General features: G+C 71.3%; 17 protein-coding genes. 10 read left to right on the forward strand and 7 right to left on the reverse strand.

What is annotated here, in order from left to right; genetic code table 11:
• Positions 1–21: 21 nt before the first annotated feature.
• The 3 genes from WMF24_RS01145 to WMF24_RS01155 form a co-directional block, all read right to left on the reverse strand.
• Positions 22–2115 (reverse strand): PQQ-dependent sugar dehydrogenase, encoded by a 2094-nt coding sequence (locus WMF24_RS01145; protein ID WP_437734478.1) that lies wholly within the window; start codon positions 2113–2115, stop codon positions 22–24.
• A gap of 798 nt (positions 2116–2913) precedes the next feature.
• On the reverse strand, positions 2914–3570 hold the full coding sequence (locus tag WMF24_RS01150; RefSeq protein ID WP_437734479.1) for a YceI family protein: 657 nt from the start codon (positions 3568–3570) through the stop codon (positions 2914–2916).
• A 21-nt stretch (positions 3571–3591) separates the two neighbouring features.
• Positions 3592–4407: a dioxygenase family protein gene (locus tag WMF24_RS01155; protein ID WP_437734480.1), complete on the reverse strand. Its 816-nt coding sequence runs from the start codon at positions 4405–4407 to the stop codon at positions 3592–3594.
• A gap of 159 nt (positions 4408–4566) precedes the next feature.
• Here WMF24_RS01155 and WMF24_RS01160 point away from each other — a divergent pair, with 159 nt between their 5' ends.
• The 5 genes from WMF24_RS01160 to WMF24_RS01180 all read left to right on the forward strand — a co-directional run bounded on the left by WMF24_RS01160 (position 4567) and on the right by WMF24_RS01180 (position 10220).
• Positions 4567–5511, forward strand: coding sequence for a LysR family transcriptional regulator (locus tag WMF24_RS01160; protein ID WP_437734481.1), 945 nt, complete (start codon positions 4567–4569; stop codon positions 5509–5511).
• Between the two features lie 241 nt (positions 5512–5752).
• A complete protein-coding gene (locus tag WMF24_RS01165; RefSeq protein WP_437734482.1) occupies positions 5753–7024 on the forward strand; it encodes an ABC transporter substrate-binding protein in 1272 nt (423 codons plus the stop codon).
• On the forward strand, positions 7021–8040 hold the full coding sequence (locus WMF24_RS01170) for an ABC transporter permease (RefSeq protein ID WP_437734483.1): 1020 nt from the start codon (positions 7021–7023) through the stop codon (positions 8038–8040). Before WMF24_RS01165 ends, WMF24_RS01170 begins: the two co-directional genes overlap by 4 nt.
• The gene (locus WMF24_RS01175; protein WP_437734484.1) at positions 8016–8789 is read left to right on the forward strand and encodes an ABC transporter ATP-binding protein; all 774 of its coding nucleotides are present in this window, start codon (positions 8016–8018) and stop codon (positions 8787–8789) included. The genes WMF24_RS01170 and WMF24_RS01175 overlap by 25 nt, the downstream gene beginning before the upstream one ends.
• A 78-nt stretch (positions 8790–8867) precedes the next feature.
• Positions 8868–10220: an LLM class flavin-dependent oxidoreductase gene (locus WMF24_RS01180; protein ID WP_437734485.1), complete on the forward strand. Its 1353-nt coding sequence runs from the start codon at positions 8868–8870 to the stop codon at positions 10218–10220.
• 286 nt (positions 10221–10506) lie between these two features.
• Here WMF24_RS01180 and WMF24_RS01185 read toward each other — a convergent pair whose 3' ends face one another.
• Complete coding sequence (locus WMF24_RS01185) at positions 10507–12021, reverse strand: S10 family serine carboxypeptidase-like protein (RefSeq protein ID WP_437734486.1); 1515 nt, start codon at positions 12019–12021, stop codon at positions 10507–10509.
• Between the two features lie 124 nt (positions 12022–12145).
• On the opposite strand from WMF24_RS01185, the gene WMF24_RS01190 reads away from it, so the two are divergent.
• On the forward strand, positions 12146–13747 hold the full coding sequence (locus WMF24_RS01190; protein WP_437734487.1) for a S28 family serine protease: 1602 nt from the start codon (positions 12146–12148) through the stop codon (positions 13745–13747).
• 136 nt (positions 13748–13883) lie between these two features.
• Positions 13884–15101: an L-dopachrome tautomerase-related protein gene (locus WMF24_RS01195; RefSeq protein WP_437734488.1), complete on the forward strand. Its 1218-nt coding sequence runs from the start codon at positions 13884–13886 to the stop codon at positions 15099–15101.
• Here WMF24_RS01195 and WMF24_RS01200 read toward each other — a convergent pair.
• Positions 15059–16000 (reverse strand): LysR family transcriptional regulator, encoded by a 942-nt coding sequence (locus tag WMF24_RS01200; protein WP_437734489.1) that lies wholly within the window; start codon positions 15998–16000, stop codon positions 15059–15061. The genes WMF24_RS01195 and WMF24_RS01200 overlap by 43 nt on opposite strands.
• A gap of 355 nt (positions 16001–16355) precedes the next feature.
• On the opposite strand from WMF24_RS01200, the gene WMF24_RS01205 reads away from it, so the two are divergent.
• The 3 genes from WMF24_RS01205 (at position 16356) to WMF24_RS01215 (ending at position 19911) form a co-directional block, all read left to right on the forward strand.
• Positions 16356–17681, forward strand: a complete 1326-nt coding sequence (locus WMF24_RS01205) for a S41 family peptidase (protein WP_437734490.1) — start codon at positions 16356–16358, stop codon at positions 17679–17681.
• 226 nt (positions 17682–17907) lie between these two features.
• A complete protein-coding gene (locus tag WMF24_RS01210) occupies positions 17908–18546 on the forward strand; it encodes a peroxiredoxin (protein ID WP_437734491.1) in 639 nt (212 codons plus the stop codon).
• Positions 18547–18570: 24 nt separating this feature from the next.
• Positions 18571–19911 (forward strand): hypothetical protein, encoded by a 1341-nt coding sequence (locus tag WMF24_RS01215; RefSeq protein WP_437734492.1) that lies wholly within the window; start codon positions 18571–18573, stop codon positions 19909–19911.
• A 57-nt stretch (positions 19912–19968) separates the two neighbouring features.
• On the opposite strand, the gene WMF24_RS01220 is transcribed toward WMF24_RS01215, so the two are convergent.
• Both WMF24_RS01220 and WMF24_RS01225 read right to left on the reverse strand, forming a co-directional pair.
• A complete protein-coding gene (locus tag WMF24_RS01220) occupies positions 19969–21099 on the reverse strand; it encodes a sugar ABC transporter substrate-binding protein (RefSeq protein ID WP_437734493.1) in 1131 nt (376 codons plus the stop codon).
• Between the two features lie 477 nt (positions 21100–21576).
• Complete coding sequence (locus WMF24_RS01225) at positions 21577–22878, reverse strand: hypothetical protein (protein WP_437734494.1); 1302 nt, start codon at positions 22876–22878, stop codon at positions 21577–21579.
• Positions 22879–22954 lie beyond the last annotated feature (76 nt).

The following is a 22954-nucleotide window of genomic DNA, read 5'->3' on the forward strand; positions in this document are numbered from 1 at the left end:
CCTTTCAGGCGGACGCCGCCATCACATGCCCAGGAGGACCTTGAAGATCCTCTCGTTGCTGTTGTTGGGGGTGCTGTCCGTGCCTCCGGTGTTCGTCGTGGTCAGCCAGAGGTTGCCATCGCGGGTGGGCTCGACGGTGCGGAGGCGACCGTAGGTGCCCACGAAGAACTGCTGCACGCTCGTCAGGCTGCTCCCGCTGATGACCGCGCGGTACATCCGTGTCCCCCGCTGGCACGCGGCGTAGAAGACGTCGTTCACGATCGCGATACCGCTGCACGACCCCTCGGAGGTCCGGTACGTGAGCTTGGGCGCGATGTAGCCCGCCGTGCTGCAGCCGCTGCCGCCTTGCGACATGGTGCCCTCGCAGTTCGGCCAGCCGTAATTCCCACCTTTCTGGATGAGGTTCGTCTCATCCATGACGGTGTTGCCGAACTCCTGCTCCCAGAGCCGACCCTGGGAGTCGAACGCCAGCCCCTGCGGGTTCCGGTGTCCATAGCTCCACACGAGGTTCCCGAACGGGTTGTCCGACGGGACCCTGCCGTCGGGCTCGATCCGCAGGATCTTGCCCTCGAGGCGGCTCGTGTCCTGCGCGAGGCTCGCGTTCTGCGCGTCACCCGTCGAGGCGTAGAGCTTGCCGTCCGGCCCCCACCGCAGCCGGCCGCCGTTGTGGTACTTGTTCCGGAGGATGCCAGAGACGAGCACCTGCTCGGTCGACGTGTCGAGCCGGTTGCCGACGACCTTGATCCGCACGACGCGGTTGTCCGACGGCGACGTGTGCATGATGTACAGCCAGCGGTCGGTCTCGAACGTCGGCGCGATGGCCAGCCCCATCAGGCCGCCTTCGCCGTCCGTCCCAGCGACGTTCGGCACCGTGCCGATCGAGGTCTTCGCGCCGGTGCTCGGGTCGAGGCGGACGATGTCGTCCGCGTCCCTCCGGCTGTAGAGGACCGAGCCGTCCGGCAGCTCGACAAGCCCCCACGGGAGATCGTTGTCCGTGGCGACCTGGACGACATCGCAGATCGCCGAGCTGCAGGCGCGCCCCGTCGTCACCGAGATGGAGCCGCTCGCCGGCGACGCGTTGCCCTGCGCGTCGCGCGCGATCACGTGGTACGTGTGGGCCGTCGCCGCTGCGAGCCCGCTGTCGACGAAGGTCGTCGCGGGGGGGCTCGCGGCCGTGCCGGGGACGGTGCCGACCTTCGTGCCATTGCGGTAGACGTCGTAGGTCGTGACAGCGATGTTGTCGGTCGCCGCGGCCCACTGGAGCGTCACGCTGGTCCCGGACGCGCTGCCGGTCAGGTTGGCCGGCGCCGTCGGAGGCTCGTCGTCTGCCTCGCAGTGCGGCGTGCTGAGCCGCAGCGTCTCGCTCGCCTGCGAGACGTTCCCCGCGGCGTCGCGCGCGTTGACGTAGACCCCCCACTGCACGCCCGGCGCCACGGTGAGGGTCGTCGACAGCGTGGAGCCGCTCACCGACGTCATGTGCTGGCCGTCGTGGTAGATGTCGTAGGACGCGACGCCGACGTTGTCCGTCGACGCCGACCACGACAGCGTCGCCGCGCTGCACGTCACGTTGCTCGCCCTCACGCTGGATGGCGGCGTCGGCGGCTGGGTGTCTGCTCCTTCCTCTTCTCCCGGCGACGTCCATTGCTGGTTCGTCCCGCCATGGCAGTCGTACAGCTGGACAGGGGTGCTGTTGGCCGTCCGCCGGCCCTCGACGTCCAGGCACCGCCCGGACCGCTCATGGACGAGGGCGCCGCTGTTGCCCCTGGACCACCTCTGGTGGGCTTGCCCGCTGCAATTGGCGAGCACCACCCTGGTGCCGTTGCTGGTCCCACCGCCCGACGGCTCGACGCACCGGGTGCCTCCATAGACCTGGAGCGCTCCGGCGGCTGTCAGCGTGAAGGTCTGGTTCGCCCCGCCATTGCAGGTGTAGATTTGCACGGCGGTTCCTGGCGCGGTGTTCTGCCCTCGCACATCCAGGCAGCGCCCGGATCCGACGCCGATCAGCGGGGCGTTCGTCACGAGCGGCGCGTCGTCGGTGCTGATCACCTCCGTGTCCCCGCCGGCGTCGTCGATGCAGCCGGCAGGGAAGAGCGCCAGCGTGGCCACTCCGGTCATCAAGTACCGTGGTCTCCGATGTGTCCTCATGTCGTCCCATCCATGTTGGCAACCCGTTGTGCTCGCCGAAATATCGGCCCAAGACGTGGCTGACGCGACGTCTCGGCAACCATCTCGTACGATCTCGTCCAGTCTGGCTCGCGACGGACTTCGACAACCGACGGTGAACGCGCGGCTACGCCGGTGAGCCTGCTTCCTATCATGCTCGACCGGCCACGCAATGAATTTTATCGCGTGATCAAGCTAGCGAAAAAAATTCGAGCGCTCGGGTGTCGGTATGTCTGAAGTTGCGCATCGCCAGCGGAAGAATCGAATTGCCATCCGTGCAGTGAGCGTACCAGCGCTGGTCACCTTGGGGCACCGTCTGGTACCTTGTGATTGACGCGTCGATTCAGGCCTGGTTCACGCTGGGTTCACGTCTGGTTCACGCGTGGGTTCACGCCGGATTCGCCAGGCGCGCTCGGAGCGACGAGCGTTGGGTGGGACAAAATCGCCTCAGTGGGCGCCGCGCGGTGCAAAAGCGCCTCACCCGGAGATGCCGCCGCGCCGGCGTAGCATTGCGGTGCTCCGCCGTGAAACGGGCGACCGCCGGTGTCGACAGAGCTCCACGGTTATCGTGTGTCTGTTCGATTGCGATATCGCGCTATCGATGATGTCGTGGACCGCGTCGGCGGCGCAGCCCTGCGTCGATGAGGGAGCGGCTGGTGGTGCCGGGTGCGCGCGGGGGGCGGGTGGCGGGCTGAGCGATGGGCCGGGGGTGGCCGGCGCCCTGGCCGGCGCACCCCTCCTGGCCGGCGCTCAGCCCTGCTTGCGCGGCGCCTTCAGCGACAGCTTGAGCAGCACGTCGTCGCGGATCAGGTCATCCGCCTTGCCCGCATAGACGATCCCGAAATCCTTCCGGTTGATCACGAACTCGGCGTTGCCCGACACGGCGTCGGCGCCCTCGGTGATCGTGGCGGGGAAGGAGATCGTCTTCTTCACCCCGTGCAGATCGAGCTCGCCGGTGATCGTGTGCGTCGCGCCGTTCTCGCCGCCTGCCTTGATCTGCGTCGAGGTGAAGGTCGCCTTCGGGTACGTGGCGACGTCGAAGAAGTCCTTCGACTTGAGGTGCTCGTCGAGCTTCTCCGCGTCGCTCTTCACCGACGCGGTGTCGGCCTCGATGCTGATCTTGCCGCCCTCGGCCTTGCCGCCCGCGAGCGTGATGGTGCCCGAGATCTTCTCGAATTTCCCCTCGTGCTTGCCCGTGACCTTGGAGCCGACGAAGCCGATGGTCGACGCGGTCGCGTCGATGGGGAGCGCCTCGGCGGCGCCCGAGGGCGCGGCGGCCTGGGGCTGTGCCGGCGCGGCGGACGAGACGGTCGCCTTGGGCTTGTCCTTCGTCGGATCCTCGCAACCCGCGAGCGAGAGCAGGAGAGCCGCGGGGACCGCGATGCGAGCGATGCGGGACGTGATCATGAGAGACATTCTCCTTTTCGGTCAGCCAAACTGCACAGAACGCTTCGTGAACGAGCCATACGTGAGCCCCGTGATGGGGAACGCCACCGGCTCGCTCGCGTCGCTCGAGTCGATCGACGCGCCCATGGCGGCGACGACCGGCACGAAATGCTCGTGGGTCGGGAGCGCCATCCGCACCCCCGGCGCGCGCGCGCGGTAATCGAGCAGCGCGTCCACGTCGCGGCGCGCGAGGACCTCGGCGCACCAGGCGTCGAACTCGGTGGCCCAGGGCTGCGCGACCGCATCACCGCGCCAGTCTGCCGCGCGCAGGTTATGGGTCAAGAAACCGCTGCCCACGACGAGCACCCCCTCGTCGCGCAGCGGCGCGAGCGCTCGCCCCATCTCGAGGAGCGGGGCTGGAGACAGCGACGGTAACGAGACCTGGAGCACAGGAATGTCCGCGCCCGGAAACATGCAGAGGAGCGGCACGTAGGCGCCGTGATCGAGGCCGCGGCGCGGGGCCTCCGCGACAGGCCCGAGCGGGCCGAGCAGCTCCCGCACGCGCCGCGCGAGCGCGGGGGCGCCCGGCGCGGGATACGTCACCGTGTAGTACTTCTCGGGGAAGTTGTAGAAGTCGTAGACGAGCGGCACGGTCTCGGTGGCGCCGATCGTGACCGGCGCGTCCACCCAGTGGGCCGAGAGCATCAGGATCGCCCGCGGGCGCGGCATCGCCTGCGCCCAGGCGCCGAGCTCGGCCACCCACGCGCGGTCGTCGAGCAGGAAGGGGGAGCCGTGCGCGAGGAAGATGGCCGGCATGCGGCCCTCGCGCGCCGGGTTCTTGTGCTGGGTCTCGGACATGGAACCTCTCTCGGCCTTCGACGTGGAGCTCGACGTCGACGAGGGCCGGCATGCGCCCCCGAGGGGCACGGCCCCGCCCGCGAGCAGGAGCCTCAGCGCAGCGCGGCGATCCATGAGCCCACCCTAGGTTGTTTCCGGAAATGGTACAATATCCGCGGAATGAAACGTGAGGTTGTCAGGAGGGAAACCATCGACGCCGATCTGGCCGATCTGCGGGCCCTCTGCCTCGTCGTCGATCTCGGGTCGATCACGGAGGCCGCGAGGACGCTGGGCGAGACGAAGGGCAGCGTCAGCCGGCGCATCACGCGCCTCGAGCAGGCGCTCGGGGTGGAGCTGCTCCGGCGCAGCCCGCGGCGGGTGCAGGCGACGGAGGACGGCCTCGCCTACAGGATGCGGGTGGGCCGGGCCCTCGAGCTCCTGGAGGACGCGAACGTGGCGGTGCAGCAGGCGCGCGCGAAGCCGAGCGGGCACCTGCGCGTGACGGCGCCGTTCGATCTCGGCCTGAGCATCCTCGCGCCGCTGTCGGCGGGCTTCGCCGAGCGCTTCCCCGAGATCTCGCTGGAGATGGTGCTCACGGAGGCGCTCCTCGACTTCGACGCCCACCAGATCGACGTGGCCCTGCGCGCGACCTCGAGCCTGCCCGACTCGTCGCTCATCGCCCACAGGCTCCTGCTCCTCGAGGTCGGGCTCTTCGCCGCGCCGGCCTACCTCCGCAAGCACAGGCCGGTGCGCCGGCCCGAGGACCTGAGCGGCCACCGGCTGCTGATGGCCCAGACCACGCGCGGCCACGCGACGATCGCGCTCCAGCCGCGCGACGGCGGCGACCGCGCGGAGCTCCGCGTGCGCGCGGCGATCGCGGCCTCGGATTACTCCTTCTGCCGCGAGGTCGCCCTGGCCGGGGCGGGGATCGCGCTCGTCCCCGAGGTGAACGTGCGGGGCGACGTCGAGGCGAAGCGGCTCGTCCCCGTGCTGAAGGACCACGCGGTCGACGGCGCGGCGCCCCTCTACCTCGTCCATTCCGGGACGCGCTTCCTGCCGCCGAAGATCCGCGCCTTCCGCGACCACCTGCTCGACGCCTTCGGCGTCCGCGGCCGGCGCGCGTAACGACGCGCAACGACGCGCAACGACGCGTGACCGCGCGCCCGCGCGCCGGCGGCCCGACGCGCCGCCTCGCCCTCGGGACGGAGGCGGCCGTGCTCGCGCCGGAGCAGCGGATCACCACCGGCTGCTTCCGGGGCAGCAACGCGGCCGCAGGGCCGCGCCCGGGCGCCGCCGGACGCCGCGCGATGGCGGGCGCGCGGCCGCGGAGGGCTGCCCCGAGGAGGCGAGTCGCGCGGCGGCATGGGTGTTGCTGACCACGCGGGGCAAGGCGCGTAGAAGGCGCGGCGCCGTCGGCCTTGCCGGTCGCGATAGCCGCCCTGCGACGCCCATCTCCGCACCTCCCAGGGACCCCTCTCCGGCGCCGGCTGGGCGGCGGGGCGGCGCCTGGGCGCCCGAGCAACAGCCCTGCTTCCAGCCGCGCACCGAGGTCCATCTGCGCACGCTCATCGACAGGAAACGCTTTCTTCTGGCGCTCGCGGCGCTCGTCGCCCTGGCCGGGTGCAAGCGCGAGGGCGCGGCGAGCGCCGCTGCCCGGCTCGCCCCGGACGCCCCGATCCCGGACGAGCTCCCGCGCGAGACGCGGCTCAGCATCGGCGATCCGACCGTGCAGAAGCAGCTCCAGCTCTCCGGCGACATCGACAGGCTGCCGTTCGTCGTGGACTGGCAGAACATCAGCGGCGGGCCGGCGACGATCGAGGCGTTCCGCGCCGGCGCCCTCGACGCGGGCGCTGTCGGCGACACGCCGCCCATCCACGCCACCTTCACCGGGCTCGACGTGAAGATCGTCACGGTGTACATGCGGGAAAAGCCGATCTACGAGCTCGCCACGGCGCCGGGCGTGCGCCTGTCGTCGATTCACGATCTCCGCGGCAAGAAGATCGCCTATTCGCCGGGGCAGGCGCAGGGCGCGCTCGTCCAGCGCGTGCTCAAGGCGGCGCGGCTGTCGCCGCAGGACGTGGCGCTCGTCCAGCTCAGCAGCGGCGAGTTCAAGGAGGCGCTCACGAGCCGCCAGGTCGACGTCGCGCCGCTCTCCGGCACCATCCTGCGGCGCTACCTCAACGAGTACGGCGCCGAGGGCGCGTCGTCGATCGCGCACGGCGTCCGCGACAACCTCAGCTTCCTCCACGTGCGCGCGGCGGTGCTCGAGGACGCCCACAAGGCGGCGGCGCTGCGCGAGTACGTGAAGTGGCGGACCCGGGCCCAGCTCTGGGCGCACGCGCACCCGGACGCCTGGACCGAGGCGTATTACGTCAAGGATCAGGGGCTGACGGCCAGCGAAGGGCGCTTCCTCGTCGAGAGCGCCGGCAAGCCGCTGTATCCGGGCGACTGGGCCGAGGCGATCGCGCTGACCCAGGAGACCGTCGACCTGCTCGCCGAGGCCTCCGGCCAGAAGCGCTTCGAGGCCAGGACGATCTTCGACCTTCGGTTCCAGACGATCGGAGCGGAGGTGGCCGGCGCCGCGCAGGGCGCCGCGCCGACGGACCGGCCGGCGACGGCCGAAAGGAGCACGCCATGACGACCGCACTGCCCACGAGGGCCGCCTCGCCGCGCCTCGCCCGCCTCCCCGCGCTCTCCGCGACGGCCGACGTCGCCGCGCCGCTCGACGGCGCGCTCGCTCCGCCTGCGGGCGGCGTGGTCGACGCGGGCGGCGTGGTCGACGCGGGCGGCGTGGTCGACGCGGGCGGCGTGATCGACGCGGGCGGCGTGGCCGACGCGGGCGGCGTGGCCGACCGCCTTCTGCCCGGCCGCCGCCCGCGGCGCCGCCTGGGCCCCGGCCGGCGCATCCCGTACGGCCTGGCCATCGGCCCGGCGCTGCTGCTCGCCGGCTGGGTCGTCGCGTCGGCGACCGGCGCGCTCGACGAGCGCGTGCTCTCCGCGCCGTGGACCGTCGTCTCCACCGCCCGCGACCTGATCGCCGACGGGCGGCTCGTGTCCAACCTGCTCACGTCGGCGCAGCGCGCCTTCCTCGGCCTCGCGCTCGGCGTAGGCGCGGGAACCTCCCTGGCCCTGCTCTCCGGGCTGACCCGCGTCGGCGAGGCGCTTGTCGACGGGCCGGTGCAGATCAAGCGCGCGATCCCGACGCTCGCGCTAATCCCGCTGCTCATCCTCTGGTTCGGCATCGGCGAGCAGATGAAGGTGCTGACGATCGCCCTCGGCGTCGTCATCCCGGTCTACGTCCACACCCACGCCGCGCTGCGCACCATCGACGCGCGCTACGTGGAGCTGGCCGAGACGGTCCGCCTGTCGAGGTGGCAGTTCGTCCGGAAGGTGGCCTTGCCGGGGGCGCTGCCGGGCTTCCTGATGGGCGTCCGGCTGGCGGTGACCGGCGCGTGGCTCGCGCTCGTCGTCGTCGAGCAGATCAACGCCACGAGCGGCATCGGTCACATGATGTCGCTGGCCCGCTCGTACGGCCAGACCGAGATCATCCTCCTCGGCCTCGTCGTGTACGGGCTGTTCGGCCTGGCCTCCGACGCGACCGTCCGGCTGATCGAGAGAAGGACCCTGTCATGGCGTCGCATCCTGGCCGGCTGACCGCGGCGCCGCCCACGGTGCGGATCCGCGGCCTCGTCCGCCGCTTCGGCGCGCGCACCATCCTGGGCGGCGTCGACCTCGACATCCAGAGGGGCGAGTTCGTCGCGCTGCTCGGCCGCAGCGGCTCCGGCAAGAGCACGCTGCTGCGGGCGATCGCCGAGCTCGATCACGACGTGACCGGCTCGGGCGAGCTGGAGGTGCCGGAGAACAGGGCGGTCGTGTTCCAGGACACGCGGCTCTTGCCGTGGGCGCGGGTGCTCGACAACGTGATCCTGGGCCTCGACGAGCCCTCGGCGCGGGCGCGCGGCCTCGCCGCGCTCGCCGAGGTGGGGCTGGCCGGGCGGGAGCGCGCGTGGCCGGTCGAGCTGTCCGGCGGCGAGCAGCAGCGGGTGGCGCTGGCGCGGTCGCTCGTGCGCGAGCCGGAGCTCGTGCTGGCCGACGAGCCGTTCGGCGCGCTCGATGCCCTCACGCGCATGCGCATGCACGACCTGCTGCGCGAGCTGTGCGCGCGGCACCGCCCGGCCGTGCTGCTGGTCACCCACGACGTGGACGAGGCGATCGCGCTCGCCGACCGGGTGCTCGTGCTCGTCGAGGGCCGCATCGCCGAGGAGCGGCGGATCGACGTGCCGGCGCCGCGCCCGCTCCGCCACCCCCGGTTCCTCGAGCACCGCGAGGCGCTGCTGGCCGCGCTGGGCGTCGCGCCGGCCGCCGCCGGAGGCGTCGAGTCGGGGGCAGAGCTGGAGTCCTGAGATGGAAGCTCGATGTTGAAGACGTGGAATCTTGACGTGGAATCTGACGTGGAATCTTGACGTGGAAGGAAGTGTCTTGTGACCCATCGGCCTGGACAACTGCATCTCAACGCGTTTCTCATGAGCGTCGGCCACCACGAGGCCTCGTGGCGCTTGCCCGAGAGCGACCCGTTCGCGAACACGAACGTCGAGCACTTCAAGAACCTGGCGCGCATCGCGGAGCGGGGGAAGCTCGACTCGCTCTTCCTCGCCGACAGCCCGGTGCTCTGGAACAACGTCGGCCGCCGGCCGGCCGGGACGCTCGAGCCGACGGTGCTGCTGGCGGCGCTGGCGGGCGTGACCGAGCACATCGGGCTGATCGCCACGGCCTCGACGACGTACAACGAGCCGTTCAACCTGGCCCGGAGGTTCGCGTCGCTCGACCACATCAGCGGGGGCCGGGCCGGGTGGAACATCGTGACCACGGCCGGCGTGGACGCGGCGCGCAACTTCAACCTCGACGAGCTGCCGGCGCACAGCGAGCGGTATGCGCGGGCGGCCGAGTTCATCGAGGTGTCGTTGAAGCTCTGGGATAGCTGGGACGATGACGCCCCGCTCGGCGACAAGGAGAGGGGCGTCTGGGGGGACGACAGCAAGATCTACCCGCCGCGGCACGTGGGCCGGTACTTCAAGGTCGAGGGGGCGCTCAACGTGCCGCGCCCGCCGCAGGGATATCCGCTGCTCGTGCAGGCGGGCTCGTCGGAGGACGGCAAGGAGCTGGCGGCGCGCTACGCCGAGGCGGTGTTCACCGCGCAGCAGACGCTGGCGGACGCGCAGCAGTTCTACGCCGACCTGAAGGCGCGGGTGCGCGCGCTGGGGCGCGATCCGGAGGGGATCAAGATCCTGCCGGGCATCGTGCCGGTCATCGGGGCGACCGAGGCCGAGGCGCACGCGCTCGACGCGGAGCTCGATCGGCTGATCAAGCCGGAGTACGCGAAGCGCCAGCTCGCGCAGACGCTGCGCGTGAAGCCGGAGGACCTCGAGCTCGACGCCGAGCTGCCGAAGGATCTGCCGAGCGAGGATCAGATCGAGGGGGCGAAGAGCCGCTACACGCTGATCGTGACGCTGGCGCGGCGGGAGCGGCTGACGGTGCGCCAGCTCATCGGCCGGCTCGGCGGCGGCCGGGGCCACCGGACGTTCGCCGGCACGCCCGAGCAGGTGGCGGACGCGATCCAGCACTGGTGGGAGCAGGGCGCCGCCGACGGCTTCAACGTGATGCCGCCGGTGCTGCCGTCGGGCCTCGAGGCGTTCGTCGAGCACGTGGTCCCCATCCTGCAAAAGCGAGGTCTGTTCAGGACGCACTACGAGGGCACGACGCTGCGTGACCGCTATGGGCTGCCGCGGCCGGCGAACCTCAACCCCGGTCGGGATCTGGTCGAGGCGGCGGAGTGACCTGCGTTACTTGAGCCGGCCTCAACCCCGGTCGGTGGGACCTCAACCCCGGTGGGGACCTCAACCCCGGTGGGGACCTCAACCCCGGTCGGCCGGACCTCAACCCCGGTCGGCCGGACCTCCGGCCGGACCTCAACCCCGGTCGGCCGGACCTCAACCCCGGTCGGCCGGACCTCACCCAGTCATATTCCTGCCATGCTGCAATGTTGCCGCGTAGCCGCATCCGTCGTCGGCAAACCTCAACCCCGGTCCGGATCCCGGTCCGGAACCCGGCCGCCGCCCGGGCTCACCTCCGGGCCGACGCGCCGGTCTCGGCGAGCCACGCCTCGACGTCCGCGGCGAGCTCGCGCGGGGCGCCCACCGAGACGGCGTGCCCCGACTCGTACGTCGGGAACCGCAGCGCGATGTCTGCCCCGTCGCTCGTCAGGCGAACGACCCCGGGGCGAGCGGCGCCCGCGGGCAGCGACATGTCGATCGCGACGTCGTAGATCGAGCGCTCCGCGAAGAAGACCGGCAACGCCTCGGTGTACACGGCCGCGTCGTGGCGCGCATTGGTGATGAACGTCGCCGTGTGCGGCAGGATCTCGCCGAACGCGCGCAGCGAGCCGTGATCGCCGAGGTAGCCCTGGCACGGTAGCCCCATCGCCAGCCAGTAAGCGTCGTCCGCGCCGAGCCCGCCGAGCTCGGCCCGGAGCGCGCGCTCGCTCGCTGCCGCCGTCGCCGCCTCGTTGCCGCTCCAGAAGTACCGCGAGGAGGGCCACCGCTCCGGCGGCGTGAGCCCGGCGATCTCCGTCAGGCCCACGCCCAGCAGCGCCTCGAGGTGCTCCGCGTTGCGCATCGACCTGGCGGCGTGCTCCGCGACGAGCTCTCCTTCCTCCACCGTGCGGCGCACGTCGAAGCGGTCGCGCGCCCCCGGATCCGCGAAGTGCCCGGCGAGGTCCGGGTCCGCCCGCGCGAGCGGCTCTTCATACATCGCCTGCTCCACCCCGAAGAGGCTCGGCTGGATCAGCACCTGCCACCCGAACTGCTCGGCCACCTGCGCCGGCGCCCGAGGGGCGCCCGCGCGCGCCGGGAACGCCGCGTCGAGGTGCGCTTGCATCTTGCCCTTCAGCCAGGGGGGCGCGAGCCCCATCACCTCGAGCCCGTCCGCGCGGAGCGTGTAATGCTGCATCATGTAGAGCATCACCGCCGCGCGCGTGCCGCCATAGCTCTCTCCGGCGATGACGACCGGGTTGTCCCGGAGCGCCTCGTGCGCGTCGAGGAACTCGAGCAGCACAAAGATGAAGTCCGCCGCGTCGGCGATGTAGAGCTGCTCCTCTCCGTGGCAGTCCGACGGGCGGACGCTCGCGCGCTCGTACGAGAACCCCGTGCTGCGCGCGTCCACGTACAGCAGGTTGGCGAAGCGCGTATACGACGCGTCGTTCACGACCGGCGCGGCGTCGGCGGGCCCCGCGGGATCCAGCGTGTGGTGGCCGGTCCCGTAGGGCAGCAGGATGCTCGTCGTCGCGGCGCCGGGGCCGCCGTTGAAGAAGACGATGATCGGCGCGCGCTCCGGGCGCACCTCGGCGGGCAAGAACGAATAGAACATCCGTGAAGGCCACCCCGGGCCGAGCGTCTTCGAGCCCGGCACGTCGATGAACCCGGCCTCGGCGGCCAGCGCGGCAGGGCGGCCGTCGTCGGCGCCGCCTCGGTTGACCTCGCCGGCGGAGCTGCCCGGATCGTCGCGGGGTCCGACGCAACCGGCGAGCAAGAGCGCGACGAGCGTTGCCGCGACAACAGACCTGGCGCGAAGGGACGTCATGCCCGTTGGTGGACATTCCCCGCTTTCGCTCTCAAAGAAAGAACGCGTTCGGCAGCGCACACGGGCTAGCTTTTCCTGTCCGATTCCGGATCAGCCGAGCGCCGGCTCAGGTACTTGTGCCGGCATGCGCACTCCTCTCCTGTCGTGGTTCGCCTTCACCCTGTCCGCCCTGGCGGCCGTCGCCTGCGGCGACGACGCTGGCAGCGGCGCGCCACCCGGGGGCGCCGGCGGCGACGGCGGCGCGGCCGGCGCGAGCGACGGCGGAGGCGGCAGCGGCACGGGCGGCGATGCTGTCGGCGGCGCAGGCGGCGGCGACGCTGTCGGCGGCGCAGGCGGCGGCGACGCTGTCGGCGGCGCAGGCGGCGGCGATGCGGTCGGCGGCGGCGGCAGCGGCGCGGGCGGCAGCGGCGCGGGCGGCGGCGATGCGGGCGCCCGCGGGATCCTCGAGCAGCTCCAGGCCATCGACGGCCTCACGGTCTCGGAGCAGGAGTCGAGCTTTCCCGGATATCGCTACTTCGTCATGGATCTCGACCAGCCCGCGGATCACGCCCACCCCGACGCCGAGCGCTTCCGCCAGCGCGTCGTGCTGCACCACCGGGATCTCGCCGCGCCCACGGTGCTCGTCACCGAGGGCTACCAGCTCTCCCCTGAGTCCCAGTGGCTCGAGGAGCCGGCCGAGCTGCTCGCCGCCAACCAGATCCGGGTCGAGCATCGCTTCTTCACCCCCTCCCGCCCGGAATCCGAGGACTGGTCGCTGCTCACCATCGAGCAGGCCGCCGCGGACGTCCACCGCGTGATCGCCGCGATCCGGCCGCTCTACGAGGGCCGCTGGATCTCGACCGGAACGAGCAAGGGCGGGATGACCTCGGTCTATCACCGCCGCTTCTACCCCGCCGACGTGGACGGCACGGTGGCCTACGTGGCGCCGCACAGCGCTGGCATCTCCGACCCGCGCTACCTCGAGTTCGTCGCCGAGCGCGGCGACCCCGCGTGCCGGCAGGCGCTCCAGGGCTTCCAGCGCGAGGTGCTCCTGCGCCGCCCCGCCATGCTGGACGTCATGGAGGCCGAGGCCGAGGAGCTCGGCGTCACCTACGATCAACTCGGCGTCGAGCGGGCGCTGGAGGTCGCCGTCGTCGAGTCCGTCTTCTCCCTCTGGCAATACAGGGACTCGAGCTTCTGCGAGCGCGTCCCCACCGCGGCGTCGAGCGACGGCGACGTCTGGGCGTTCCTCGACGAGGCGAATCCCGCCTACCTCTGGTCCGACGCCTACCTCTCCACCTACGAGCCGTACCACTGGCAAGCCGCCGCGGAGCTCGGCTATCCCGGCTTCGCGGAGGAGCACATCGCCGATCTCCTCGTGTACCCCGGGGCGAACGTCCCCACCTCGTTCGTGCAGCCCGGTCCTGGCAAGACGCCTGTCTTCGAGCCCGGGGCGATGCAGGACGTCTCCGCCTGGCTCACCGCCGAGGGCGAGCGGTTCCTGTTCATCTACGGCGAGAACGACCCGTACACCGCCGCTGCCTTCGACCTCGGGGCCGCCCGGGACTCCCACCGTTTCATCGCGCCGGGCGGCACCCACGGCGCCGTCATCCTGGCGCTCGCGCCCGCCGATCAGTCGGTCGCCCTCGGCGCGCTCGCTGCCTGGACGGGGGTCACGCCCACCCGTCCTCCCGCGTCGACGCTGCGCCCCCTGCTCCGTGGCCGTCGCTGGATGACGCGCGACTAGCCTGCGTCGCGACCCCGTGGCCTCGCGCGGGGCGAGCCATCTTCAACGAAACGCAGAAACTGTTTCCGCGTGTCATCGCTTGTCCGCCAGGGCGCGCTCCTCAAACATGGAGGACCACCACGACGAGGAGACAAGCATGCATCGGTTTGCCCATCTCAAGCTCAAGCTCAAGAACGCGAGCCTCACGCTGGCCGCGGGCGCGGCCCTGGTCGCCGGCGCTGCGGCCTGCGGCGACGGCGCCAGCCCGGCGCGGCCCGCGCAGCCCACGCTCGAGGTCTATGCTCGGCTCGACGCGACCGGCGTCGGCGGCATCACCCAGATGCCCGACGGCCGGGTCATCATCGGCTTTCACCCGTTCTACAGCCCCAAGGTGCAGGTGGCGCTGCTCAACCCGGACCGGAGGTCCACGACACCGTATCCGAGCGCGGAGTGGCAAAGCTGCAAGAACGACGACGGCAGCTGGAAGTCCGACCATGACGCCTGCCTGGACTGGGTGCTCGGCCTGCACACGGACGAGAACGGCGTCCTCTGGATGCTGGACTCGGCCAGATCCACCGACAAGGCGGCGGGGCGCCCCGCCGGCCTCGTGCCCAAGCTCGTCGGGTGGAACACCCACCAGAACAAGCTCGAGCGCGTTATCCCCATCTCACCGGAAGCCACCCTCACCGAGTCGCAGCACAACGACTTCGTCGTCGACCTCAAGCACAACGTGATCGTGCTCGCCGATGAGGCCATCGGCGAAGGCTCGGGCGGCGTCGGCGACAAGGCGGCGCTCGTCGTGGTGGACCTCTCCACCGGCGAGAGCCGGCGCCTCTTGCAAGGCCATCACAGCGTGATGCCCGTGAAAGAGCCCATCCGCTGGGACGTGGGTCGACCCACGAGCGGGTCCGTCGACCTGTACGTGGGCGTGGACGGCATCGCCCTCGACAAGAACAGCGAATGGCTCTACTTCGCCCCGCTCAATGCGTACAAGATGTACCGTATCCGGATGAGCGACCTCCTGGACACGTCGCTCACCGCCGCGCAGCTCGGGGCGAAGGTGGAGACCTACGCGGACAAGCCCTTCAACGGCGGCCTGTCCATCGACAAGGACGACAACCTGTACCTCACCGAGGTCGGCGAGCGCGCCGTGGGCGTCATCCCGTCCGACACCCGCAAATACGAGCGACTGGTCAGCGACCCGGACATGGTCTGGCCCGACGGCGTCACCTACAACAGCGACGGCGCCATGTACACCGGCGCGGCGCAGCTGTCCCTCACCGGCGCGCTCCAGGCCGACGGCGTGGCCAGGAACAAGGCGCCCTACCTCGTCTATCGCTTCAAGCCCCTGGCGCCGGGCACACCGGGCTTCTGAGGCGAGAGGTCGCGGAGCTTCGCCGCGAGGAAGTCGACGAGGGCGCGCACCCGCGCCGGCACGAAGCGATGGCTCGGCAGGATGGCGTTCAGCGGATAGTGCTCACCCTGCCAGCCGGGCAGCAGGCGAACCAGACGGCCCTCGCGCAGATCGTGCGCCAGATCCAGCTCGGATTTGTAGAGCAGGCCGGCGCCGGCGAGGGCCCACTGGTGGGCGATGGCCGCGTCGTCGGCCTCGCGGTCGCCGTCGACGCGCACCTCGGTCCATGCGCCGTCCTTCTCGAAGCGCCAGGCCACGTGCCGCCTGTGGTTGACGTGGAAGGTCAGGCAGTTGTGCTGGGCCAGGTCCTCGGGCGAGCGCGGCGGCTCGCGCCGCGCGAGGTACGCGGGGGAAGCGCAGAGCACGCGGCGCGTCGTGGAGAGCGCCCGGGCCACCAGCCGTGAATCGCTGAGATCGCCGTAGCGCAAGGCCAGGTCCACCACGTCGCGCATCACGTCCTGCACGCGATCGGTCACGGACAGGGCCAGGCGCACGCCCGGATGGGCCGCCACGAACTCGTCGAGCCAGGGCAGGAGCACGCTGCGCGCGAGATCCGACGGCGCCGCCACGCGCACCGTGCCCACGAGCGAGCGGCGCTGCGACGCGAGCTGCGCCTCGCCTTCCTCCAGGAGCTCGAGCGCGCGGGAGGCGTAGTCCAGGAGGATCTGGCCCTCCGGCGTCAGGCGCAGCGCGCGCGTGGACCGCTCGAACAGCCGCTCGCCCAGCTGCGCCTCCAGCCGCTTGAGCATGGCGCTGGCCGCGGCCGGCGTGACGCCGAGGACCCGCGCCGCCGCCGTCAGCGTCCCGCGGCGAGCCGCCTCCACCAGCACGCGCAGATCGTCGATGTTCTCGATGCTCACGTGGACAGTCTCGCCCGAGGAGCGCTCCAGGCGGCAGAGATCCTCGACGGGGAGCGCTTCACCTCTCCGCGGCCCGGCCGCCCTTCGTCGCGACCAAGGCCCCGCCTGCGGCAAGTCGACCGTGGTGTGAGCGTGGATGTGCCACATGTCGGAGCCGGGCTGCTGCGCGTCGATGCTCCTCTGGCGTCCGTCGAAGTCCGTCCATGCCGAGGCACCGTTCCAGCGGAGGACCTGCCAGCCGCGCGTCCGGGCCCCTCGCCCTCGAAGGAGGCGCGGAGCGCCTTGGGGCGACGGCGAGGTGACGGGCCAGCGATCGGCGTTGCCCGCCCTTTGCGTTTCGTGGTGAGCTGGCGCCATGGTCGCTTCGAAGTCGGTCGCGGTCCTCTTTCCTTGTGCCCTCGCGCTGTCCGCCGCCATGACGACAGGCTGCGCCCTGTCCGACGAGACGCTGGCGCAGCCGGCAGCGGACTGCTCGACGGCCGGACAGAACGAGTTCCTGTTCAAGCTGATGAAGGATGTCTATCTCTGGTACGACGGCGTGCCGGACCTGGACCACCGCAGCTACCCCTCGCCCGAGGAGCTGCTCGTCGATCTCGTCGACAAGTCGCGGGACCGCTGGAGCTACATCTCGAGCAAGAGCGACTACGAGGCGTTCTTCCGTGAGGGGCAGACCCTCGGGATCGGCTTCCGGTGGGGCTACGACCTGGAGGGCAGCCTCCGGTTCGCCCTCGTCCACCCGGCCTCGCCCGCGGGCGCGGCGGGCCTCCGCCGCGGCGACCGGGTGCTGGCCGTCAACGGGATCGACGTCGAGGAGATCGCGCGCGACGGTCGCTGGGCCGAGGTGACCGGCCCCGACGAGGAAGGACACGAGATCTCGCTGACGATCGAGCGCCCGGGCGAGGAGGCCTTCACGGTCGCCGTCCAGAAGGCCTGGTACGGCGTCACCACGGTGCTGAACCCGCGCGTCCTGCAGGTCGGCGCGTCGACGGTCGGTTACCTCATGCTCACCACCTTCATCGAGCCTTCCGAGGAGGAGCTCGATCGCGCCTTCGCGACCTTCCGGGAGAGCCAGGTGACCGAGCTGGTCCTCGACCTGCGCTACAACGGCGGAGGGCGCCTCGCCGTCGAGCGGCACCTCGCGAGCCTGATCCACCGGCCGGCGACGTCCGGCGCGCTGCTCGACATCACCGCGCACAACGACAGGCACGGCGACTGGGACAAGCGCGCTTTGTTCAAGGAGCTCGACCAGCCGGCGCTCCCCCTGTCCCGGCTCGTCGTCATCACCTCCGGCGGCACGGCCTCCGCCAGCGAGACGCTGATCAACAGCCTCCGCCCCTACATCGACGTCAAGCTCGTCGGCTCGACGACGCACGGCAAGCCCGTCGGCATGCACGGCTGGGACTATTGCGACAAGATCATGCACCCGATCTCGTTCCGGGTGCTCAACGCCGCGGAAGAGGGGGATTACTACGACGGCTTCGCCCCGGACTGCCCCGCCGACGACACGCTCAACGCGGAGCTGGGCGACACGGGCGAGACGGCCCTCGCGGAGGCGCTGCACCTCCTGGAGCACGGGGAGTGCTCGACCCCCGCGCAGCCGGTCGGGGGCGGCGAGCGGCGCCGCGCGCCGCCGCCGGAGATCCGCTGGGAGGGCCTCCGGCACGAGATCGGCGCCCTCTGAGGCGCTCCCCGGGCGCGATCCAGGAGAATTTTACCCACCGAGGCCGCCCGGCGCCCTCCGATCCCGCCCGGACGCCACCGGGCCAGCGCCGCGCCGGCGCGCCCGTCGACGGCGCGCTCCCGGCGCCCCGGCGTGAAAGAACGCAGCGACGGCTTGACACCATGAGCGGCTTGGCAGAGATTCCTCCGCCATAGCGGACGTATTGCCGCGGCCAGGAGGGACTGACATGAGCCTGCAACTCGGAAGCATCGCGCCCGATTTCGAGCAAGAGTCCACGCACGGGACCATCCGTTTCCACGAGTGGGCCGGGAGCTCGTGGGTGATCCTGTTCTCGCACCCGAAGGACTTCACCCCGGTCTGCACGACCGAGCTCGGCGCGGTCGCGAACCTCAAGGCGGAGTTCGACAAGCGCGGCGTCAAGCCCATCGCCCTCAGCGTCGACGACGTCGACTCGCACAAGCGCTGGACCGTGGATATCGAGGAGACGCAGCGCACCAAGCTCAACTACCCGATCCTCGCCGACGTCGACCGCAAGGTGTCGGGCCTTTACGGGATGATCCACCCGCAGGCGAACGACACGCTCACGGTCCGCTCGGTCTTCATCATCGATCCGAACAAGAAGATCCGCGCGACGCTCACGTACCCGGCGAGCACGGGGCGCAACTTCGACGAGCTGCTGCGCCTCATCGACTCGCTCCAGCTCACGGACAGCCACTCCGTGGCGACGCCGGCCAACTGGAAGGACGGCGAGGACGTCGTGATCGTCCCCTCGCTCCAGGACCCCGAGGTCCTCCAGCAGAAGTTCCCGAAGGGCTACAACGCCGTCCGCCCGTACCTCCGCCTCACCCCTCAGCCGAACCGCTGAGGCGCGGGCCGCGCTGGTACCTGCGTGAGACGCATCGCCCGGCCGCTCGTCCTGCTCGCCCTGTCGCTGCCTGCGTGCTCCGGCGCGCCGGCGCGGGAGGCGCCCGGGACGAGCGCCGGCGCAGGGCAGCCGGGGGCGCGGACCGCGTCGACCCCGGCTGGTACGCCTGCCACGCCCGTTGCGCCTGTCGCGCCCGGTACGTCTGTCGCGCGGTGGAAGCTCGTGCACCACGAGACCTTCGACGCGCCGTTCCGCGAGCCCGCGGCGTGGACCGAGGACACCTACGGCGACCGGAGCCCCTACCATGTCGATGCCTTCGACGAGGACGGCGAGTTCTTCTTCGCGCGCGGCGGCGAGGTGTTCCGCCAGGGATTGAAGCGGTTCCGCTCGTTCCGGAAGTCCTTCACGTACGGCGATGGGGGCTGGCTCACGGTCGAGCTGTACGGCCGCGACAGCGACCGCGACGGCGTCCCCGAGACGGGCGGCCGCTTCGAGGCGGTGGGCGGCAAGGCGAGGCTCGTCTCGACCCGCCATCACGACGGCGCGATCCTCCGCTCCACCGCGCCCCTGCCGGCGCGGTACCGCGTCGAGGTGACCGTCTCGAACATCGACTTCGGCGGCACCACGGCGGGGAGCTGGACGCACGGGGGCAAGGTCAACGGCTACGACGGCGACGAGGCGGCCGACCCCTGGCGGTTCAGCGACAGGAGCACGACGCCGCTGTCCGCGGTCTTCGGAAACGGTGTTTACTTTCTCTGCATCACCGACTACGCGCGGCCGGCGCCGCACAACAACGTCTTCATCCATCACCACCGGAAGGTCGTGATGGACACCGACAGCAACTTCGGCGAGGGCGGCCCCTGGTCGTCGGTCTGGAACCCGCTGACCGGCCGGGCCGAGCCGGACGGCTCGCGCTACGTGAGCATGATCTGGCTGCGCGGCGACGCCTTCGGGAGCCCCTGGAACGGCAACGGCTTCACGTCGTACACGGCGGGCGGGTGGAAGCACGGCCCGGTCTTCGTCGACAAGTACGTCGACCGGGAGGCGTACGTGTTCACCGTCGAGCGCGACGGCCACGGCTACGCGATGTCCGCGGCGGGCAGGTTCCACCACGGCGGCCGCACGACGTACGCGGCGCGGAGGGGCTTCCGCGAGCCGCCGGTGACATGGCACTACAACCAGCGGCCCGAGGAGTACGATCCTCCCGCCCACAACGAGACGGTCGACCACGGCGAGACCTTCGACACCTGGCCGGCGGGGTCGGCCTATCCGGATCACTTCTTCTTCGGCGATCCGCACATCAACTACTACGAGGGAACCGCCGAGTTCGACGACGTGAAGCTGTACCTGCCGGACGACGGGTAGCGCCCGCTCCCCGGCGGACGCAAGGGCTCCGGCGCCCCGCCGGCTCGCCCGACGCGGCTACTGGTTCGAGCCGATGAGGTCGAGGAAGTCGTTGTAGGCGTCGATCTTGTCCGCCTGGACCACGTCGAGGCCGGTGTCGACCCGGCTGTCGTCGACCATCTGCGGGGCGAGGATCTGCCTTGTCGCGTCGATGCCGATGCTCTTGATGCCGTAGAGGATGTAGGGCACGAGGTAACCCTGGTAGTACTGTCGCTGGATGTGGGTGGCCTTGATGCGCCCCTCGCGCATGTGGTCGACGGTCCTCGGATCGAAGTCGAAGGCGACGATGGGGATGTCCCGCGCGCCCGCGGCCTCCGCGGCCATCGCGCACCGGTACGAGATGTTGAACAGGCCGATCATCCCCACGGCGGGCGGGTCCGCGGCCTCGATCATGGCCGCCATCTCCTCGACGTCCGCGGCCTCGCCCTCCTGGTCCCAGTTGGCCTGGTGCACAAGGACGTCGTACCCGGCTGCCTTGAGCGCGTCCCGGGCGCCCTGCGTTCGATCCGTCCCGTTGACCCAGCTCTCGTCCTCGTTGCCGTGGAGGATCACCGTACCTGGCCCCGCGGGGAGCATCGCGAGCAGGGTGTTGCCCGCCGTGGCGCCGGCCGCGCGGTCGAGGGTCCCGATGTGGAGCGCGCGCCTCGTCGTCGGCACATCCGTGTCGAGCGTCACCACGTGGACGCCCCTCGCGATCGCCTCGTCGACCGCGGTCGTCTGGTCGTTGTTGAAGGGCGCGATGCCGATCCCCTCCGCGCCGTCCGCCACCGCCTGTTCGATCTGCTGATTCTGGAGCTCGATGCGCTCCTCGTCATCCAACAGCGGTGCGATGGGCCCGATCACGCTCCCCGTGACGTCGAGCTCGCCCATGGCCCGGTTCGCGGCCCTGAGGACGGTCGCCCAGAAGCCGCCGGCCTCCTTGAGCAGGATCGCCATCTGCATGGGCTGGACGGCGTTCTTGTTGATCTCGGAGACGAGGCTGTCGACCGTCTCCTCGAGCTCCACGGGCGTGAAATCGTTCGCGAGGGTCGGCGCTCGCTGGACGGGCGTGGATCGCTTGCTCTCGCCGGGGACATCGCTCGAACCGCATGCCGCCGTCATCAGCGTGAGCCCGAGCGCCGCCATCCCCCGTCGTCCAATCGCCGCCATGAGACCCCTCCTCGTCTGTGCGCCCGACATCGACGTCACCGGGGAAGACTCTGCCCCTCGAAGGACAGGAGGCTCCCCATGACGCTCGCATCGTCGGGGTTGACCGGCGCTGTAGGTGTGCGCGGCACCGAGAGCAGGCACGCGAGTCCCACCATCGGTCCGGCCTCCACGCAGCACACGCGTCGTCCACGATAAACGGACCACAGGGAGGTTCGAGCTGTCAAGAGGGAGCGAGAAATAGCGAACGAGCGCTGGAATGGTGTCCTCGGCGCGCTGCAACCCCGATGGATTCCCCGGCGCGGTCCCGCGATTCGCCAGGTCGTCGGCGTCGCCGGCAACACGCGCGCGGCATTGGGCTGTTTCCTTCTCGTTGCCTCTCGTTGCTTCTCGTTGCCTCTCGTTGCTTCTCGTTCCTTCGCGTCCGGGCCCTGCTCTGGAGATCGAGCGCCGCGGTCGGCTTCTCGTCCGGGCGCCGCTCTAGAGATCGAGCGCCACGGTCAGCCGTGCGGCGGGCCCTCGCCACGCGAACGGCGCCGTGCGCGCCGGATCCCGGGTGGAGAGCGTCACGGTAGGGCCGAGGTCGTAGCCGCCCGAGGCGTCGAGCACGACGATCGCCGGCACGCGCCATTTCACCCCGGCGGCGAGCCCCACGAAGCCGAACGTCTCGGCGTCGCCGCCCGCCCTCGCGGAGCCCACGCCGCCTTGGCCCCGCATGTACAGGCCGAGCCGCGTCGGGACGGGCCAGAGCACGTAGCCCGCGAAGAGGTGCGCGCCGAAGCCGCCGGCCCTGGCCGAGCCGGCCGTCCCCGCGACTCCATGGACGCCGCCGCCGAGGAGCGGCCCGTGGTGCACGCGATACACCTCGAAGGCGAGGCCCGCCGAGACGGCGTTGCCCACGGACACCCGCGCCTCCGGGGCGACCGCAGCGCCCCAGAGCGGACCCCCGAAGACGACGCTCTCGCCTGGCTTGAACGGGCGATCGGGCCAGAGGCCGTGGATCTCGGCGCGACCGCCCGCCACATCGGTGACGACGCCCGTCCTCGTGTCGTGGCTCTCGCGCGCGAGGACCCGGGCCTCGTCGCCCTCGCCCGGCGGGGCGCCGCGGCTCCGCTGCACCGAGGCGCGCTCGCCGCGCGCCCCGACGACCGCCCCGCGCGGCAGCAGCTCCTCGAGCTGCTCCCGGACGCGCTCGGGCGTGCCGGACAGCGAGGGAGGGGCCCCGCGCAGGGCGGGCGGCCCTCCGCAGAGCGCGGGCGTGACGAGCTGGACGACCGACGTGAGCTCGCCGTACCTGGCCCGGCGCGCCTCGTACCTGTCGAGGTCCTCGTGCTCGACGCACACGCTGACCAGCGGAGCCTCCGGAAGCTCCTTCCGGCTCGGCACCGCCTCGCGGCGGAGGCACGTCCGCTCCGGCGCGCCGCGGGCGAACGTCAGCTCGTCCATGGCGACGAGCAGCAGCTCGGCCTTCGAGCGATCGAGCAGCGCGCAGAGGTCGCGCCGCGGGTCGCGCTGCGCCGAGTTGTCGGCGATGACCTCCTCGGAGTAGGCGAAGCGCGGCCCGCGGAACACGCCCTGGATCACCGTGGTGACCGCTCGGGAGCTCGTGATCGCGTGGACCCGCAGCTCGCCGTCCGAGAGCCCGCCGGAGATGTCGGCGGCCGTGGGGTTCGGCATGTACGTCGCGAGCTGCGTGTAGAAGACGCATCCGGCCGGCGCGAGGGCCACGGCGGCGGCAGCGCAGGCGCGGAGGAGGCGGCCCGCGGCACCGGACGGGAGCATCGAAGCCTCTCTACGGCCCGGACCCTCCCGCGACAACCCGGTTCGCCCGGGCGCGCGGCGGGCGACCGCCGGTCCG

Source organism: Sorangium sp. So ce1335, from assembly GCF_051521615.1.
Classification (GTDB): domain Bacteria; phylum Myxococcota_A; class Polyangia; order Polyangiales; family Polyangiaceae; genus Sorangium.

Bases quoted from the DNA above. Each gene is read 5' to 3' on its own strand.
- WMF24_RS01145 (WP_437734478.1), bottom strand. From the start codon at position 2,115: ATGACCGGAGTGGCCACGCTGGCGCTCTTCCCTGCCGGCTGCATCGAC.
- WMF24_RS01150 (WP_437734479.1), bottom strand. From the start codon at position 3,570: ATGATCACGTCCCGCATCGCTCGCATCGCGGTCCCCGCGGCTCTCCTG.
- WMF24_RS01155 (WP_437734480.1), bottom strand. From the start codon at position 4,407: ATGTCCGAGACCCAGCACAAGAACCCGGCGCGCGAGGGCCGCATGCCG.
- WMF24_RS01160 (WP_437734481.1), top strand. From the start codon at position 4,567: ATGAAACGTGAGGTTGTCAGGAGGGAAACCATCGACGCCGATCTGGCC.
- WMF24_RS01170 (WP_437734483.1), top strand. From the start codon at position 7,021: ATGACGACCGCACTGCCCACGAGGGCCGCCTCGCCGCGCCTCGCCCGC.
- WMF24_RS01175 (WP_437734484.1), top strand. From the start codon at position 8,016: ATGGCGTCGCATCCTGGCCGGCTGACCGCGGCGCCGCCCACGGTGCGG.
- WMF24_RS01185 (WP_437734486.1), bottom strand. From the start codon at position 12,021: ATGACGTCCCTTCGCGCCAGGTCTGTTGTCGCGGCAACGCTCGTCGCG.
- WMF24_RS01190 (WP_437734487.1), top strand. From the start codon at position 12,146: ATGCGCACTCCTCTCCTGTCGTGGTTCGCCTTCACCCTGTCCGCCCTG.
- WMF24_RS01195 (WP_437734488.1), top strand. From the start codon at position 13,884: ATGCATCGGTTTGCCCATCTCAAGCTCAAGCTCAAGAACGCGAGCCTC.
- WMF24_RS01205 (WP_437734490.1), top strand. From the start codon at position 16,356: ATGGTCGCTTCGAAGTCGGTCGCGGTCCTCTTTCCTTGTGCCCTCGCG.
- WMF24_RS01210 (WP_437734491.1), top strand. From the start codon at position 17,908: ATGAGCCTGCAACTCGGAAGCATCGCGCCCGATTTCGAGCAAGAGTCC.
- WMF24_RS01220 (WP_437734493.1), bottom strand. From the start codon at position 21,099: ATGGCGGCGATTGGACGACGGGGGATGGCGGCGCTCGGGCTCACGCTG.
- WMF24_RS01225 (WP_437734494.1), bottom strand. From the start codon at position 22,878: ATGCTCCCGTCCGGTGCCGCGGGCCGCCTCCTCCGCGCCTGCGCTGCC.